This is a genomic window from Brevibacterium picturae, from assembly GCF_900105045.1.
GTDB lineage: Bacteria > Actinomycetota > Actinomycetes > Actinomycetales > Brevibacteriaceae > Brevibacterium > Brevibacterium picturae.
In genome coordinates this window covers 3,742,940-3,755,516 of sequence record NZ_LT629739.1, presented here as the reverse complement: position 1 = coordinate 3,755,516, position 12,577 = coordinate 3,742,940, and the positions used below count along the sequence as shown (strand labels likewise).

The 12,577-nt window shown below is 58.7% G+C and carries 9 protein-coding genes and 3 rRNA genes; 1 reads left to right on the top strand and 11 read right to left on the bottom strand.

All coding sequences use genetic code 11. The annotated features are described in order from the left end of the window. Nucleotides 1–35: 35 nt before the first annotated feature. From rrf to BLT92_RS17085, 4 genes are all read right to left on the bottom strand, one after another. A 5S ribosomal RNA gene (gene rrf, locus BLT92_RS17100) occupies nucleotides 36–154 on the bottom strand. A gap of 162 nt (nucleotides 155–316) precedes the next feature. Then, nucleotides 317–3,428 (bottom strand): 23S ribosomal RNA (locus tag BLT92_RS17095). Nucleotides 3,429–3,841: 413 nt separating this feature from the next. After that, a 16S ribosomal RNA gene (locus BLT92_RS17090) occupies nucleotides 3,842–5,379 on the bottom strand. Together the 16S, 23S and 5S rRNA genes form the textbook arrangement of a ribosomal RNA operon. Before the next feature lie 623 nt (nucleotides 5,380–6,002). Beyond that, complete coding sequence (locus tag BLT92_RS17085) at nucleotides 6,003–6,404, bottom strand: YccF domain-containing protein (protein WP_009885325.1); 402 nt, start codon at nucleotides 6,402–6,404, stop codon at nucleotides 6,003–6,005. A gap of 186 nt (nucleotides 6,405–6,590) precedes the next feature. Here BLT92_RS17085 and BLT92_RS21070 point away from each other — a divergent pair, with 186 nt between their 5' ends. Beyond that, nucleotides 6,591–6,713 (top strand): hypothetical protein, encoded by a 123-nt coding sequence (locus tag BLT92_RS21070; protein ID WP_269457373.1) that lies wholly within the window; start codon nucleotides 6,591–6,593, stop codon nucleotides 6,711–6,713. On the opposite strand, the gene tyrS is transcribed toward BLT92_RS21070, so the two are convergent. The 7 genes from tyrS to argF form a co-directional block, all read right to left on the bottom strand. Then, entirely contained in the window at nucleotides 6,706–7,992 is a 1,287-nt protein-coding gene (gene tyrS, locus BLT92_RS17080) for a tyrosine--tRNA ligase (RefSeq protein WP_092107525.1), read from the bottom strand. The genes BLT92_RS21070 and tyrS overlap by 8 nt on opposite strands. 200 nt (nucleotides 7,993–8,192) lie before the next feature. Then, nucleotides 8,193–8,573: a hypothetical protein gene (locus tag BLT92_RS20530; protein WP_157691485.1), complete on the bottom strand. Its 381-nt coding sequence runs from the start codon at nucleotides 8,571–8,573 to the stop codon at nucleotides 8,193–8,195. A 298-nt stretch (nucleotides 8,574–8,871) separates the two neighbouring features. Next, the gene (locus BLT92_RS17070) at nucleotides 8,872–9,129 is read right to left on the bottom strand and encodes a type II toxin-antitoxin system RelE family toxin (RefSeq protein WP_092107521.1); all 258 of its coding nucleotides are present in this window, start codon (nucleotides 9,127–9,129) and stop codon (nucleotides 8,872–8,874) included. Between the two features lie 9 nt (nucleotides 9,130–9,138). Further along, nucleotides 9,139–9,384 (bottom strand): type II toxin-antitoxin system Phd/YefM family antitoxin, encoded by a 246-nt coding sequence (locus BLT92_RS17065; RefSeq protein ID WP_092107519.1) that lies wholly within the window; start codon nucleotides 9,382–9,384, stop codon nucleotides 9,139–9,141. An 80-nt stretch (nucleotides 9,385–9,464) separates the two neighbouring features. Then, nucleotides 9,465–10,937, bottom strand: a complete 1,473-nt coding sequence (gene argH, locus BLT92_RS17060) for an argininosuccinate lyase (protein ID WP_092107517.1) — start codon at nucleotides 10,935–10,937, stop codon at nucleotides 9,465–9,467. 102 nt (nucleotides 10,938–11,039) lie between these two features. Next, entirely contained in the window at nucleotides 11,040–11,591 is a 552-nt protein-coding gene (locus BLT92_RS17055) for an arginine repressor (RefSeq protein WP_092107515.1), read from the bottom strand. Further along, nucleotides 11,588–12,511: an ornithine carbamoyltransferase gene (argF, locus tag BLT92_RS17050; protein WP_092107513.1), complete on the bottom strand. Its 924-nt coding sequence runs from the start codon at nucleotides 12,509–12,511 to the stop codon at nucleotides 11,588–11,590. Before argF ends, BLT92_RS17055 begins: the two co-directional genes overlap by 4 nt. Nucleotides 12,512–12,577: the final 66 nt, after the last annotated feature.

Genomic DNA, 12,577 nt, shown 5'->3' with positions numbered 1-12,577 from the left:
TCAAGGAACGAACTCCACACCACCACCAAAGAATATTGCGGCAGTCACCTACTCTCCCACAACCACCAAGTTGCAGTACCATCAGCGCGAATGGGCTTAGCTACCGGGATCGGAACGGTTAACCGGGCGTTTCCCCACCACTATCACCACCGCAAAACCAACAAACCACCACCACCCCAAGACTTCATCAATCTCAAAGGGCAGGTAGCAGTCCAAGAACCGCACAGCGAACGCGAACACCACACATAATGTGACCCGTAAAAAACGTCTCGTAAAACCTACAGTGTTACCCGCACACACCAACCACCAAAAAGTGTTGGATGAGTGATCGGCGTATTAGTACCAGTCAACTCCACACCTCACAGTGCTTCCATACCCGGCCTATCAACCCCATAATCTATAGGACACCTCACCCCCAAAACGGGGTTGGAAATCTCATCTCGAAGCAGGCTTCCCGCTTAGATGCTTTCAGCGGTTATCCTTCCCGAACGTAGCCAACCAGCCATGCACCTGGCGGTACAACTGGCACACCAGAGGTTCGTCCGTCCCGGTCCTCTCGTACTAAGGACAGGCCTCCACAAATTTCCTACGCACGCAGCGGATAGGGACCGAACTGTCTCACGACGTTCTAAACCCAGCTCGCGTACCGCTTTAATGGGCGAACAGCCCAACCCTTGGGACCGACTACAGCCCCAGGATGCGACGAGCCGACATCGAGGTGCCAAACCATGCCGTCGATATGGACTCTTGGGCAAGATCAGCCTGTTATCCCCGAGGTACCTTTTATCCGTTGAGCGACCACGCTTCCACAAGCCATGGCCGGGTCACTAGTCCCAGCTTTCGCTCCTGCTCGACACGTCCGTCTCACAGTCAAGCTCCCTTGTGCACTTACACTCGACACCTGATTGCCAACCAGGCTGAGGGAACCTTTGGGCGCCTCCGTTACTCTTTAGGAGGCAACCGCCCCAGTTAAACTACCCATCAGGCACTGTCCCTGAACCCGATCAGGGTCCGAAGTTAAGAAATCCAGTATAGTCAGAGTGGTATTTCACCAACGACTCCACCACAACTAGCGTCGTAGCCTCACAGTCTCCCACCTATCCTACACAAACCACACCGAATCCCAATACCAAACTATAGTGAAGGTCTCGGGGTCTTTCCGTCCTGCTGCGCGTAACGAGCATCTTTACTCGTAATGCAATTTCGCCGAGTTCGTGGTTGAGACAGCAGAGAAGTCGTTACGCCATTCGTGCAGGTCGGAACTTACCCGACAAGGAATTTCGCTACCTTAGGATGGTTATAGTTACCACCGCCGTTTACTGGGGCTTAAATTCTCCGCTTCACCCCAAAGGGGTTAACGAGTCCTCTTAACCTTCCAGCACCGGGCAGGCGTCAGTCCGTATACATCGACTTACATCTTCGCACGGACCTGTGTTTTTAATAAACAGTCGCTTCTCTCTGGCCTCTGCGACCACCACCAGCACATCCCAGAGCAAGTCTGGTTCACCGGGATGGTCCCCCTTCTCCCGAAGTTACGGGGGCATTTTGCCGAGTTCCTTAACCACGATTCTCTCGATCACCTTAGTATTCTCTACCTGACCACCTGTGTCGGTTATAGGGTACGGGCAACACACACCCTCACGCCGATGCTTTTCTCGGCAGCATAGGATCACCAGATCACCCCACCAAAGTGGGGCGCCCATCAGCTCTCACACCATATGCGGGGACGGATTTACCTACCCCCACGTGCTACGACCTTAGACCACGACTACCATCGCGTGGCCTGGCTACCTTCCTGCGTCACACCTCGCGCTTACCGACTCCACACTCAGGTCCCACAATCAACACCAACACCCAGTCCGAAGACCAGAAGGGCATCTCTCGTGGTTAGTATCATATGTTTTAGTATTGTCGGTTGTGCGTCGGTACCAGAATATCAACTGGTTGTCCATCGACTACGCCTGTCGGCCTCGCCTTAGGTCCCGACTTACCCAGGGCGGATTAGCCTAGCCCTGGAACCCTTGGTCATCCGGTGGACGGGATTCTCACCCGTCTTTCGCTACTCATGCCTGCATTCTCACTCGTACCGGCTCCACCACTCGTTCACACGGCGACTTCACTGCCAGCACGACGCTCCCCTACCCAACACCCCACCATTACGGCTATACGGGATGCTGCCACAACTTCGGCGGTGTACTTAGCCCCGCTACATTATCGGCGCTCAATCACTTGACCAGTGAGCTATTACGCACTCTTTCAAGGATGGCTGCTTCTAAGCCAACCTCCTGGTTGTCTTCGCAACTGAACATCCTTTCCCACTTAGCACACGCTTAGGGGCCTTAGTTGATGGTCTGGGCTGTTTCCCTCTCGACAATGAAGCTTATCCCCCACTGTCTCACTGCCACGCTGAACCTTACCGGCATTCGGAGTTTAGTTGACGTCAGTAACCCGTTGGGGCCCATCAGCCATCCAGTAGCTCTACCTCCGGCAAGAACCACGTAACGCTGCACCTAAATGCATTTCGGGGAGAACCAGCTATCACAGAGTTTGATTGGCCTTTCACCCCTAACCACAGGTCATCCCCTCCATTTTCAACTGAAGTGGGTGCGGGCCTCCACGCGCTCTTACACACGCTTCACCCTGCCCATGGCTAGATCACTCCGCTTCGGGTCTAGGACACGCGACTCATACGCCCTATTCGGACTCGCTTTCGCTACGGCTACCCCACACGGGTTAACCTCGCCACGCACCGCTAACTCGCAGGCTCATTCTTCAAAAGGCACGCCATCACCCCAACAAGGAGGCTCTGACGGATTGTAAGCACATGGTTTCAGGTACTCTTTCACTCCCCTCCCGGGGTACTTTTCACCATTCCCTCACGGTACTATCCGCTATCGGTCATCAGGAAGTATTTAGCCTTACCAGGTGGTCCTGGCAGATTCACACGACATTCCACGAGTACCGTGCTACTCGGGCATATGCACAACGCCGGGGCCACATGTTTCGTCTACGGGACTCTCACCCACTCCGGTACTGTTTCCCACCAGCTTCGACTACACGCAACACACTCAACGTCTTGGCCATGCTGGACCAAATCACGCATACCCCACAACACCGTCTCAGCAACACCAGCACGCTTGACACTGACACGGTTTAGGCTCATCCGGTTTCGCTCGCCACTACTCCCGGAATCATGTTTTATTTTCTCTTCCTACGGGTACTGAGATGTTTCACTTCCCCGCGTTCCCCCCACACACCCTATATATTCAGATGCGGGTCACCACACTCTCATGCGGCGGGGTTTCCCCATTCGGACACCCTCGGATCACAGCCCGTTTATCGGCTCCCCGAGGCTTATCGCAGATTTCCACGTCCTTCATCGGCTCCTGATGCCAAGGCATCCACCATGCGCTCTTACACACTCACCACAACCACATTCATGGTCATCATGCGTGTGTGCGAAAATTTCACACTAAAGATTTCACAAGAAAAATCACATTACATAACAACACAACAAAGTTGTGTTGTTGATGCTCGCGTCCACTATACGATTCTCAAACCACTACCAAACACCACCCCGCAAACCCTGCGCGCTGCGCAGGACTCGCGGACTAGGTCGGTCCGTTGGATGAAACCACACACACAACCATTGCTGGCTGGTTTGTGATTCCAGGACCCAATAACGTGTCAGTTCCTATTCGCCCACGCTCACCGTCACACGAGGCACATACCCCGAAGCGACGCTGTGTCAACGAGCCAGATAGATGATGTTCCACCCTTGAGCTCTCACCCAGTACCACGTACGGGTACTGCGATGAGGATCTTAATGTGTGCTCCTTAGAAAGGAGGTGATCCAGCCGCACCTTCCGGTACGGCTACCTTGTTACGACTTAGTCCCAATTGCCAGTCCCACCTTAGACGGCCCCCTCCCCACAAGGGGGTTGGGCCACCGGCTTCGGGTGTTACCGACTTTCGTGACTTGACGGGCGGTGTGTACAAGGCCCGGGAACGTATTCACCGCAGCGTTGCTGATCTGCGATTACTAGCGACTCCGACTTCACGTAGTCGAATTGCAGACTACGATCCGAACTGAGACTGGCTTTAAGGGATTCGCTAAAACCTCACGGTCTCGCATCTCTCTGTACCAGCCATTGTAGCATGCGTGAAGCCCAAGACATAAAGGGCATGATGATTTGACGTCATCCCCACCTTCCTCCGAGTTGACCCCGGCAGTCTCCTATGAGTTCCCACCATCACGTGCTGGCAACATAGAACGAGGGTTGCGCTCGTTGCGGGACTTAACCCAACATCTCACGACACGAGCTGACGACAACCATGCACCACCTGTACACCAACCCCAAAGGGGAAGGACTGTTTCCAGCCCGGTCTGGTGTATGTCAAGCCTTGGTAAGGTTCTTCGCGTTGCATCGAATTAATCCGCATGCTCCGCCGCTTGTGCGGGCCCCCGTCAATTCCTTTGAGTTTTAGCCTTGCGACCGTACTCCCCAGGCGGGGCACTTAATGCGTTAGCTACGGCGCGGAGAACGTGGAATGTCCCCCACACCTAGTGCCCAACGTTTACGGCATGGACTACCAGGGTATCTAATCCTGTTCGCTCCCCATGCTTTCGCTCCTCAGTGTCAGTTACAGCCCAGAGTCCCGCCTTCGCCACCGGTGTTCCTCCTGATATCTGCGCATTTCACCGCTACACCAGGAATTCCAGACTCCCCTACTGCACTCTAGTCAGCCCGTACCCACTGCACGCGCAACGTTAAGCGTTGCGTTTCCACAGCAGACGTGACCAACCACCTACGAGCTCTTTACGCCCAATAATTCCGGACAACGCTCGTACCCTACGTATTACCGCGGCTGCTGGCACGTAGTTAGCCGGTACTTCTTCTGCAGGTACCGTCACCCCGAGGGGCTTCTTCCCTGCTGAAAGCGGTTTACAACCCGAAGGCCGTCATCCCGCACGCTGCGTCGCTGCATCAGGGTTTCCCCCATTGTGCAATATTCCCCACTGCTGCCTCCCGTAGGAGTCTGGGCCGTGTCTCAGTCCCAGTGTGGCCGGTCGCCCTCTCAGGCCGGCTACCCGTCGTCGCCATGGTGGGCCATTACCCCACCATCTAGCTGATAGGCCGCGAGCCCATCCCCAACCGAAAAAACTTTCCACCATCCCTCATGCGAGGAACGGTCATATCCGGTATTAGACCCAGTTTCCCGGGCTTATCCCGAAGTCAGGGGCAGGTTACTCACGTGTTACTCACCCGTTCGCCACTCATCCACCCCGGTGCAAGCACCAGAGCTTCAGCGTTCGACTTGCATGTGTTAAGCACGCAGCCAGCGTTCGTCCTGAGCCAGGATCAAACTCTCCATAAAAAAATTATGTAACGAATCAATCCCAGCAAGACAGCCAACACACGATCACGGGGTGATCGTCGTTGACCCAAAAAAATCATGCCCACACGCTGACATGACCACCCGGCGAAGGGCAGCCACAAATGTGTGGACATGTGATTGTCTTACCAGAAAATATAAATGTTTCTGGCATCACTATCTGTTCAAACAAACACGCTATTGGATTCTCAAACCACAAACACTCACCCGTCACCACACCAAAACACAGTGCGTTCACCAGGGGTGTCAGTTTCACATTTTTTCGCTACCCAACGTTCCTTCGTGTGAACCAAACCAAACTGTGTTTGTGCTGGTCACACCCGGTGAAAACTGTTCTCGAAGAACTCGTTTTCTGCGGGGCAACGAGATACAACTCTAGACCAGGCCAGCCACCGGGTGCAACTCGAAACCGACTCCTGTGCTGTGACACCCGTCACTTGGCGGCTTGAGGGCCTCCAGACGCGCGTCCTTGGGCCCGGAGATCCGCGGAGTCTCGCCAAGATCAAGGCAATTCGCGGCCATGGCCCCGGCGGCACTGACCAGGGACGGTCTTGCTCCTGGACCCGGGACAGTAATATTCCTCGAGCCTCGACCCCAGATAGTCATTAGGCCCCGCGGTAGCCGGGCATGAGCGAGTCGCTGTCGACAATCTCCTTGCCCAGCGGCATGAGGGAGACGGGGATGAGTTTGATGTTCGCCCAGCCCAGTGGGATGCCGATGATCGAGACGAACAGTGGGATCGAGGTGACGACATGTCCGATCGCCAGCCATATTCCCGCCACGATGACCCAGATGATGTTGCCCAGTGTGGTGGCGATGCCTGCCGGCCTCGTCTCGATGACTTCGCGGCCGAAGGGCCAGAGGGCATAGTTGCCGATGCGGAATGAGGCGATTCCCCACGGGATGGTGACGATGAGGATGCAGCAGATGATGCCGGCGAGGTAATAGCCGAGCGCCAGCCACAGTCCACTGAAGATGAACCAGATGATGTTGAGCAGTGTTCTCATTCTTGTGACCTCATTTCGTCGGATCGTTCCTTCCAGTCTGCGCCATAGCAACTGTCAGCACCATGAGGCTTGCCAGAATCATGATGACTGTCAGCACCATGACTTCGTTCCGTACAGCTGTACAAGCGCAACTCGTGTAATTCGCTCGTACAAGCTGTTCGCTTGTCTTCCTGTACTGACCGACCGATGGCACGCAGATCTCCCGCCTCCGTCGTTGCCAATGCCTCGGTCGTCGCCTGGATACAACAACACCGCGCCCTCGAATTGATCAAGGACACGGTGTCGTCGGAATTCACGAAGCTCAGCTGACGATGTCAACTGCTCCCAGGGTCTTCTTTCCTCGACGAAGAAGGATCACTCCTCCGTTCTCGGTGGGAAGCACCTCGGCGGGGGTCAGGGTCTGGTCGTCTCCGGAGACCTTGACGTTGTTGACGTAGGCGCCGCCGTCTTTGATCGCACGACGAGCCTCGCCCTTGGATTTCACGATGCCGGCGGTCACGAACGCATCGGCAACGGGCAGTCCCTCCGACAGCTGGGCGGTGCTGACATCGCCTCGAGGCAACTCGGAGGTCGCGGCCCCCAGTGTGCCGACATCGAGGCTGACCAGCTCTCCTCCGCCGAAGAGCGCTGCTGCGGCGGCGATCGCCTGGTCGTAGTGCTCCTTGCCGTGGACGAGCGTCGTGACGTCCTCGGCAAGAGTCTTCTGCGCCAGTCGTGTGTGCGGAGCCGCAGTGAACTCGGCCTCGATCGCATCGATCTCCTCGAGCGATCGGAGTGAGAAGACCTTGAGGTATTTCACGGCGTCACGGTCATCGGCATTGAGCCAGAACTGGCAGAACGCGTAAGGACTGGTCAGGCTGGAATCCAGCCATACCGTCCCGGATTCCGTCTTGCCGAACTTCGTGCCGTCGGCCTTCGTGATCAGCGGAGTCGCCAGTGCGTGGACGGCCTGTGATTCGACGCGGCGGATGAGGTCGACGCCCGAGGTGAGGTTGCCCCACTGATCCGAGCCGCCGGTCTGCAGAGTGCAGCCGTAGCGGCGGTAGAGCTCGAGGTAGTCGTTGCCCTGCAGCACCTGGTAGGAGAACTCGGTGAAGGACAGACCGCTCTCGTTGCTCAGACGTGCCGAGACCGACTCCTTTGCCAGCATCCGGTTGACCGGGAAGTGCTTGCCGACGTCGCGGAGGAAGTCAATGGCCGAGAGCTCGGAGGTCCAATCGTAATTGTTGACGACCTGGGCCGCGTGCGGGCCGTCGAAATCGAGGAACTTCTCGACCTGAGTGCGGATCTTCGCCAACCATTCTTCGACGACTTCGCGTGGGTTGAGCGTCCGCTCCCCCGACATCCGCGGGTCACCGATGAGTCCGGTAGCACCGCCGACCAATGCGAGTGGGTTGTGTCCGGCCTGCTGCAGACGAGCGGCCGTGATGAGCTGGACCAGGTTGCCCATGTGCAGGCTCGGCGCCGTCGGATCGAAACCGACATAATAGGTCAGCGATTCTTCGTTCAGAGCCTTCTGCAGTGCGGCCTCATCGGTCGAAACCGCAATGAGCCCGCGGGCCTTGAGATCGCTGAATATGTCGGTCACAGTATTCCTTTCGAGTCAGAACGACGGTCCTGGCGAGCAGCCGAAATCGTCGATTCCTAGTTGTGTGCGCCGATCCGGCATCGGCGCACGTCTAATTCTAATGGGTCACAGAGCTGGACCCGAGGTCGGCAAGCCTGATGAGGCGCCGGGAACATCCTATGGCAGGAAGCTACCGAGGCCCCATCACTGCGCTGAAGCCGTCAATGACTCAGGCTTGACTGCAGCTCCGGAGAGAACTCAGTGAAATATGGCAGTGACTTCAGCTCATCCGCCGTCGCCGCAATCCCCATTTCGGTGAGCAGTCTCGCGTAGTCGTGCCATGACCGAGCTTGTCCTTCATCAGCAACTTCACCCTCATCAGGCAGCAAGCCGGCTTCCAGGTGGATGAGAACCTCCTGCTCGGACACGGGCTCATTCGCACTCTCGTTGTCCCAGCTCACTGTCACGCCCCTATCCCACCGGAGCGAAAACCGTGTTCCATCCGAGAGTTCCGCGAACTCGTCAATTTGGATCGACAGATAGTTGCGTTCCGGCCGCGGTTCATGAGCAAAGCGATTCGAGCACCAGGCGCCGACCGCCACGACCCTCCCTCTGGGATCGATCGATTGCGCAGGCCATCGAGCCGCGCGAGTCTGGGGCTTGCCGACCGTCGTATAAACTGGCTCATCCTTATTCCTCGTCACGCTACTAATCTATCGGCGACTACCGGTCGATCGGTTCAGTCGTTCGCAGCCCGCGCGTCTGAGCCGCCCGGTGGAAACGAGACAAACGAACCTACGCCCTGTCGCACAAAGCAGGAGTCTGAAGACTCGGCAGCAAAACGAGCGCGGGAAGTAGCGGCATATCGGATGCTCACGCCGCACCTCGGTCGAGAGTGGATCACCGATACACGTCACGTCGGTGCCCGACTCGCAGCGCCAGGACGATCAGCTCATCGTCATACACGTCGTAGACAATTCTGAAGTCACCAACCCGAATGCGGAATTCACCGTCACCATCTTCGAGCTTGATGCATCCCGCAGGTCGTGGCTCCTCAGCCAGCTTTCCGATCGCGTTAAGCAAGCGCCGCGCCGTTGGCCGGTCAAGTTTACGCAGGGCCTTCGCCGTCGATGGGACGTAGTTGATCGAATACGGCATCGCTCAGGCTCAGAAACCGAGTTCGCGCACAAGCTCCTCGTGTGAGACACGCCCTTCATCGCCCCGCGCCTCGGCGGCTCCACGTATATCAACTTGGTCTTCCAACGCCTGCAGAGCACGATCATAGAATTCCGGAGATACAACGACAGCACGCCGCCCGGCTCCACGTGAGGTGATCTCAACAGGCTCGCGTTGAGCGGCAGCGATGAATTCGCTCTGCTGATTGCGGAATTGGGATAGAGTCACGGACTTCATGTATCAAGCGTACAACTTGTACAAGTTGTACGCAATCCAGACTGTTTGCGACCCTGTCACTATTCGACAGTCCTTCCCGCTCATACGCTCCGCGGCGAACCTGCGAACTCACGCAGGCGGGCTACCTCAGCCCTAGCGCTGTCGATCTGCTCGGCCACGGCGGACCGGGCGGTGCCGCCCTTGGCGTTGCGGGAGTCGATCGAGCCGAGGGTGGTGAGCACCTCGCGCAAATCGGGGGTGAGGTGCTCGGAGATTCCGGCGAAGTCTTCGTCCGTGAGGTCCCACAGTTCGACGTCGCGGGATTCGGCCAGCTGCACGCACTCCCCCGAGACCTCGTGGGCGACGCGGAACGGCACACCATTTCGCACGAGCCATTCGGCGATGTCCGTGGCCAGGGCGAATCCGCGCGGTGCCAGGTAGGCCATGCGTTCGGTGTTGAACTTCAGCGTGGCGACCATGCCGGTGAAGGCCGGGAGCAGAAGTTCGAGGGTGTCGGTGGCGTCGAAGACCGGCTCCTTGTCTTCCTGCAGGTCCCGGTTGTAGGCCAGGGGTAGTGCCTTGAGCGTTGAGAGCAACCCGGTGAGGTCACCGATGAGGCGACCGGACTTACCGCGGGTCAGCTCGGCGACGTCGGGGTTCTTCTTCTGCGGCATGATCGACGAGCCTGTCGAGTACGCATCGTGGAGGGTGACGAAGGAGAATTCCTTGGTCGCCCAGGCGATGACCTCTTCGCTCAGACGGGAGAGGTTGATGCCGATCATGGTCGTGATGAAGAGGTATTCGGCGAAGACGTCGCGACCTGCGGTGCCGTCGATCGAGTTCTCTGCCGAGTCGTTGAAGCCGAGATCTGCGGCCACGGCCTGTGGGTCGAGGCCCAAGGATGATCCGGCCAGGGCGCCCGAACCGTAGGCGGAGATGCCGGCGCGCTCATCGAAGTCGACGAACCGGGCGACGTCACGCAGCAACGGCCATGCGTGGGCCAGGAGGTGGTGGGCCAGGAGCACAGGCTGTGCGTGCTGCAGGTGGGTGCGACCGGGCATCGGCGCTTCGGGGTGCTCTTCAGCCTGGGCGATGAGGACGTCGACGGCGTCGAGGACGAGCCCGGCAACTTCACGGGCGTGGTCGCGCAGGTACATGCGTCCCAGGGTCGCGATCTGGTCGTTGCGGGACCGGCCGGCACGCAGTTTGCCGCCCAGCTCGGGTCCGGCGATCTCGATGAGTCCGCGCTCGAGTGAGGAGTGGACGTCTTCATCCGATTCTGCGGCAACGTATTCGCCGGTTTCGACGCGGCGGCCGAGTTCGTCAAGCGCTTCGGTCATGCCCTGCAGCTCATCATCGTCCAGCAGACCCGAGCGGTGCAGCACCTTTGCGTGGGCCTTCGAACCGGCGATGTCGTAGTGGGCCAGGCGCCAGTCGAAGTCCGTCGACTTGCTCAGCGCGGCCAGTGCATCGGCCGGGCCGTCCGAGAATCGTCCGCCCCATAGGCTCAGTCGTTCGCTCACAAAAGGTCCTTCCCCACCGTCGGCGCTTCCACGCTGCCGGTTTGAATCCATCGGTTCGGTGTTCCAGTTCCCGGTCGGCCGGGTCTGCGTGTGTCTCAGGTCTGGCTATGTGTCCCAGGCCCGTGTGTATCGGTCATACGTGTATCGGGTGTATCAGCTCTCGGCGGCGTTTCCGGCCGCATATTCGAGGAATGTCTCGGCCAGTGTCTGTCCCCCGACGGAGGACATCGCGATGACGAGAACAGTATCGTCTCCTGCGATTGTGCCAAAGATCCCGGTCATCGAGGAGCGGTCGATCGCCGACGCCAAATACTGGGCAGCTCCGGGTGGGGTACGCAGGACCACTGTATTGTCCTGTGCCGCCGCGGAGACGAGGAGTTCTTCAAGCAGCCTCGGCAGCTTCGCATCGAGGCTGTCACCGGTCGATTGCTGCAGGCTGCGGTCCCCGCCCTCACCGGGGACGGCGTAGACGGATCCGGCGGTGGACCGGATCTTCACGGCCCCCACCTCGGCGAGGTCGCGTGAGAGGGTCGCCTGGGTGACGGTGATGCCCATCGTTGCCAGGTTCTCGGCCAGGTCGATCTGGGAATGCACGGATTTGCGGGTGATGAGATCGATGATCTTCTGCTGCCGCGCGGTCTTCGTCAGGGGTGCGGAGTTCGCCGGTGACGCGCCGTTCCTCGGAGGCACAGTGTTCTCGCTCATCGCTTCTCCAGCAGGAATGTCAAGAGTGCCTTCTGTGCGTGGAGTCTGTTCTCGGCTTCATCGAAGACCGCCGAGGCGGGGCCATCGATGACCTCGGCCGTGACCTCTTTGCCCCGGTAGGCCGGCAGGCAGTGGAGGAAGATCGGATCGTTGCCCAGGTTCATGAGCTCCTGGGAGACCTGGTACTTCACAAAGGGTGAGGCTTCGTCATCGCGTCCGGCCGAATCCTGGCCCATGGACACCCAGGTGTCGGTGACAAGGACATCGGCGCCCTGGGCGGCAGCCACGGGGTCATCGGTGACCATGACGGAGCCGCCGGTGGTCTGGGCGAGTTCGTTGGCCTCGGCGATGATCTCGGCGGCCGGTTGGTAGTCAGCGGGGGCGGCGATGCGCACGTGCATGCCGGCGTTGACTCCGCCGAGGACGTAGGAGTTGGCCATGTTGTTGGCCCCATCACCGTAGTAGGTCATGGTCTGCCCGGCGACATCGCCGCGGTGTTCGCGGATCGTGAGCAGGTCGGCCAGGATCTGGCAGGGATGGTAGTCATCGGACAGCGAGTTGATGACCGGGACGGATGAGTTCTGGGCCATCTCTTCGAGGCCAGCTTGGGCATAGGTGCGCCAGACGATGGCCGAGACCATGCGCGACATGACCTGGGCGGTGTCGGCGATGGATTCCTTGTGTCCCAGCTGCGCCTCACCGGGGTTGATGATGAGCGGCTGTCCGCCAAGGGCGGCGATTCCGGCGGCGAAGGACACGCGGGTCCTCGTTGAGGTCTTGTCGAAGATGACTGCCACGGTCTGCGGTCCGGCCAGCGGGGTGCGCGAGTACGGGGCGGCCTTGAGCTCAACCGCGAGGTCGAGGACTTGCGCCTGTTCGGTCGGGGTGAGGTCGGTGTCCTTGAGGAAATGCCGTGTCATGGTGTGTCCTTTGTCAGTCTGTGTGGGGCAACCGGGCTGCCAGTGTTGATGGCCCGTTCGCCGAGG

Bases quoted from the DNA above. Each gene is read 5' to 3' on its own strand.
- BLT92_RS21070 (WP_269457373.1), top strand. From the start codon at position 6,591: ATGGCACGCAGATCTCCCGCCTCCGTCGTTGCCAATGCCTCGGTCGTC.
- BLT92_RS17065 (WP_092107519.1), bottom strand. From the start codon at position 9,384: ATGAAGTCCGTGACTCTATCCCAATTCCGCAATCAGCAGAGCGAATTC.
- BLT92_RS17085 (WP_009885325.1), bottom strand. From the start codon at position 6,404: ATGAGAACACTGCTCAACATCATCTGGTTCATCTTCAGTGGACTGTGG.
- argH (WP_092107517.1), bottom strand. From the start codon at position 10,937: ATGGATTCAAACCGGCAGCGTGGAAGCGCCGACGGTGGGGAAGGACCT.
- argF (WP_092107513.1), bottom strand. From the start codon at position 12,511: ATGACACGGCATTTCCTCAAGGACACCGACCTCACCCCGACCGAACAG.
- BLT92_RS17055 (WP_092107515.1), bottom strand. From the start codon at position 11,591: ATGAGCGAGAACACTGTGCCTCCGAGGAACGGCGCGTCACCGGCGAAC.
- BLT92_RS17070 (WP_092107521.1), bottom strand. From the start codon at position 9,129: ATGCCGTATTCGATCAACTACGTCCCATCGACGGCGAAGGCCCTGCGT.